This is a genomic window from Pseudomonas sp. Sample_24 (assembly GCF_004307605.1).
Classification (GTDB): Bacteria; Pseudomonadota; Gammaproteobacteria; order Pseudomonadales; family Pseudomonadaceae; genus Aquipseudomonas.
Genome location: NZ_RCNW01000095.1, coordinates 1 through 3,316, shown reverse-complemented (window position 1 = coordinate 3,316; position 3,316 = coordinate 1). Strand labels below are relative to the sequence as shown.

Sequence of the window (3,316 nt, the reverse complement as noted above, 5' to 3'; positions counted from 1 at the left end):
CCAGTTTCGGCCTGCGCAACCGCATCGTGCGCATGCCGCTGCTCAAGGGCACCGTATCGATGACCCTGGACGGTAAACAGGGCTGCCAAAAACTCATGGGCCGCATCAAGAACCCGGACCTGGGCTCGATGCGCATCCTGCACCTGCCGCACTCCTGGAACCACTGCATGGGCGACCACATCATCGTGTTCACCGTGTGGCCGATCAGTGCCCAGGAAACGATGGTCACCACCAAGTGGATTGTGCACAAGGACGCGGTCGAAGGCGTGGACTACGACGTCGAGCGCATGCGCCAGGTCTGGGACGCCACCAACGACCAGGACCGTCGCCTGGCTGAAGAGAACCAGCGCGGCATCAACTCCACCGCTTACCAGCCAGGCCCTTACTCCAAGACCTATGAGTTTGGTGTGGTGAACTTTGTGGATTGGTACAGCGAGCGCCTGTTGAGCAACCTGGGCGCCGAGCCTGCGCCATACCTCAAAGGCGTTCCTGTCCAAGGCTGACGCCACCGCCCCCTGTAGGGGCGAGCCTGCTCGCGATGGGCGTCAACGATGACGCTGGCAGCCTGACACCCCGCGGGGTTCTCAGGTTAATCGCGAGCAGGCTCGCTCCTACAGGATTCTGTACGAAATATGATCTATTTCGTTCAGAGCTATACGATCCGCCCCCTCTAGCCTTCCGCAAACAAGTTATCCACACCTCCACCCACAGCTATTGGGGACAAGTGTGGTTTCGCTGCAAATTTTTTCCACAGAAACCCAAGAAAATCCGTGACTTATCCATAATCAGGGTTTATAGCGCCTATTGATCATTCTTTAATCAATCGCTCGAAAGCCATGATCTACGTGGCTCGTAGCGGATCGCAAACACCTTATCCACAGAAGCGCCAACAGAGATTGGGGGCAAGTATGGCCTTAGGTGGATAAAAAACGTTGAAACACCATAAGTTGCGCTGGTTATTAATTGATCTATGGGTTGCAGACCTTATTCTGCGTGGGTCGCAGCGAGGCGCGAACATGTTATCCACAGAAGCGCCAACAGGGATTGTGGGTAAACACGTATCGGCTACTGAAAAAATTAAGTTTTGTTGGTGCACGACCGATGAGTAACCGCTGAATATGCGATTGCTTCCAACTGCCAGCATTCTCAAATCATTTTTCAGAGTCTCGAAACGATTTCCTCCGTTTGTCTGATTAACTGGTTAGACGTAGTTTCAGGAACCGCTGCAATGGTCGATGACAATCGACGTAATTCAAGACTCGGCTCCCCAGGTTGGGGACTACTGGAAGTTACACCGCGGGTAGGTTTTTTATTAACGGTAAAAAGATTTCCGAGACCTTTACGCATCTGCAACAAAGGATTGTTCTCGCTGATAATTTTCTGTATTCCAACGCCCGCTCTGATAGTGACAGCACCTATGGAAAAGGTCGTGCCTATCGCAGAGACGATTCTGCCTTCTTCTTTGTAACCTGCCAGTTGCATGACAGACCCTGCGATTGCCACTGGAGATCCAACTAAACTGGTGCGGGCAGCCCAGAGGGCCAGTCCCGCAGGGGGATTAGCGATTGCGGTTATCGCGGTTGCGGCGATAATTCCAACATGTAAGCCGATTGTCAGTATTGGTTGAAGCCATTCTGGGACTTGGCCTGTCGGGTCAGTAGCGTTGACCGGATCTCCCATGCAATAGGCATAAGAATTGATCCCACCCTTCCCGAATGGACTCAACCGATCCGGACTATGAAACCGCATCAACACCGGGCTATAGACCCGATGGCCATTGCCCAGGTGATACCAACCCGTGGCACCTTCCTTGAACTGCCCATTGAAACCCAGATGCGTCCCCGCCCGTCTCTGGGCGCTTTGCAGGCCATAGGGGGAAGAGGCAAAAGGATTTGGTCCGGTGCGGTCCAGTTCGGCCAGCACGCTTTGCTGCTGATTGCTGGCGAGCAGCAAGGTTCGAGCGAACCGGGTTTCTCCCAGGCAGGATTTCAGAGGTTGGATGTTGCGGGCGATGGGCATCAATAGCGTCCTTGATGAGACCTGATAACCCGCGAAGTAATACCTGGCGCTGAAAGGCCAGGTTCGGCAAGCGGGTACTAACTGATCGGTACCCTAACAAACCGTCCTTGAAGGCAACACTATCAGTTCTGCTAGGCTCGCCCGCCACCGGATCTGCCAAGTCTGATACATCAGATCGGCTTCACGCGTAATCCCAATCATCGGATACGGTGTGATCTGCCAGGTAACGACGCTGCGAAAGCCGTTTTTAACGCAGGCGCTCATGGCGCAGCAACGCGCCAGCGGCAAGCTTGTTTTTACGGGCGATGCAGCGTGAGCTTCAACGTCAGCGCACCACACCTTCCTCAATCAACAATTTGAGAATCGCCTCGGCCCCGGCTTGGGCCGTCACGCCTTTGAGTACTTGCCCGCCACCGCCACTGGCCTTGGCCGTCGCGGCTTTCATCCGGTCCGCCCCGCTTTTGGCCTTGATCACTTTCAAGCGCTTTGGTCGCGGCTTGGCCAGTTGCAGCGTGGCAACCGCCAACAATTCATCGTCGACGACTTCAACCTCATCGGCCTGCAACACCCCGCGTCGCGCAGGACCGTAGGCGCTCTGACGAGGCTTGGGCGCGGCGTTATCCACAGTTGCCAAAAACGGCAGACGTACCTTCAAGCGACGACGCTGACCGCGCGGCAAGGCTTGCAGCACCAGCGCCGAATCACCGTCGATGGACTCGACCTGTGCCAGCCCCACGACCAACGGCCAGCCCAGACCTTCCGCCAGCAGAAACGGCAACATGCCTGAACCCTCGCCGGTTTCCGCCTGGCTGCCGGTCAGCACCACTTGCGCCCCCGCGTCACGCAGATAAGCGCTCAACACCGGCAATGCATCGGCGCCTTGCGGTTGTTCCAGCACATGCAGTTGCTCAAGGCCCATGCCGAGGTAAGCGCGCAGCGCCGGCTCGGCAATATCGCCGGCATGCAGCACCTGCAAGTTATCCCCAGCCAGTTGCAGACCCAGTTCCACCGCCCGCGCATCCTGCTCCGCACGGCGTGGCCGACCGGAGGTCGGGTGGGCGCCGATGGACACCAGGCTGATGATTTTCGTGCTCATAACCCTTTCCTTCCCTTAAGCCGCATCGCGCTTGGCGTCGTTGCGGTAAGCCTCTACCGCCGCGATCAAGGCTCGAAGAATCTCGGCGCTCTCGCCGATCACCGACAGGTCGGCCCGTTTGATCATGTCGCAGCCTGGATCGAGGTTGATCGCCACCACCTTGTCGCAGGCACCGATGCCTTGCAGGTGCTGGATCGCCCC

At 56.9% G+C, this 3,316-nt stretch carries 2 protein-coding genes and 3 pseudogenes; 2 read left to right on the top strand and 3 right to left on the bottom strand.

The window, feature by feature from the left end; translation table 11 throughout:
• Positions 1–503 (top strand): annotated as a pseudogene (gene gbcA, locus D8V06_RS04375) (glycine-betaine demethylase subunit GbcA); the annotation flags it as partial.
• Between the two features lie 35 nt (positions 504–538).
• Positions 539–625: pseudogene (locus D8V06_RS30715) on the top strand (outer membrane lipoprotein carrier protein LolA); the annotation flags it as partial.
• Positions 626–1,158: 533 nt separating this feature from the next.
• Here D8V06_RS30715 and D8V06_RS04365 read toward each other — a convergent pair.
• From D8V06_RS04365 to D8V06_RS04355, 3 genes and pseudogenes are all read right to left on the bottom strand, one after another.
• Positions 1,159–2,019 carry an RHS repeat-associated core domain-containing protein gene (locus D8V06_RS04365; protein ID WP_130930506.1) on the bottom strand — a complete coding sequence of 287 codons (861 nt, stop codon included), beginning with the start codon at positions 2,017–2,019 and terminating at the stop codon, positions 1,159–1,161.
• 325 nt (positions 2,020–2,344) lie between these two features.
• Positions 2,345–3,115: an electron transfer flavoprotein subunit beta gene (locus tag D8V06_RS04360; RefSeq protein ID WP_130930505.1), complete on the bottom strand. Its 771-nt coding sequence runs from the start codon at positions 3,113–3,115 to the stop codon at positions 2,345–2,347.
• Between the two features lie 15 nt (positions 3,116–3,130).
• A pseudogene (locus D8V06_RS04355) lies at positions 3,131–3,316 on the bottom strand (electron transfer flavoprotein subunit alpha/FixB family protein); the annotation flags it as partial.

Bases quoted from the DNA above. Each gene is read 5' to 3' on its own strand.
- D8V06_RS04365 (WP_130930506.1), bottom strand. From the start codon at position 2,019: ATGCCCATCGCCCGCAACATCCAACCTCTGAAATCCTGCCTGGGAGAA.
- D8V06_RS04360 (WP_130930505.1), bottom strand. From the start codon at position 3,115: ATGAGCACGAAAATCATCAGCCTGGTGTCCATCGGCGCCCACCCGACC.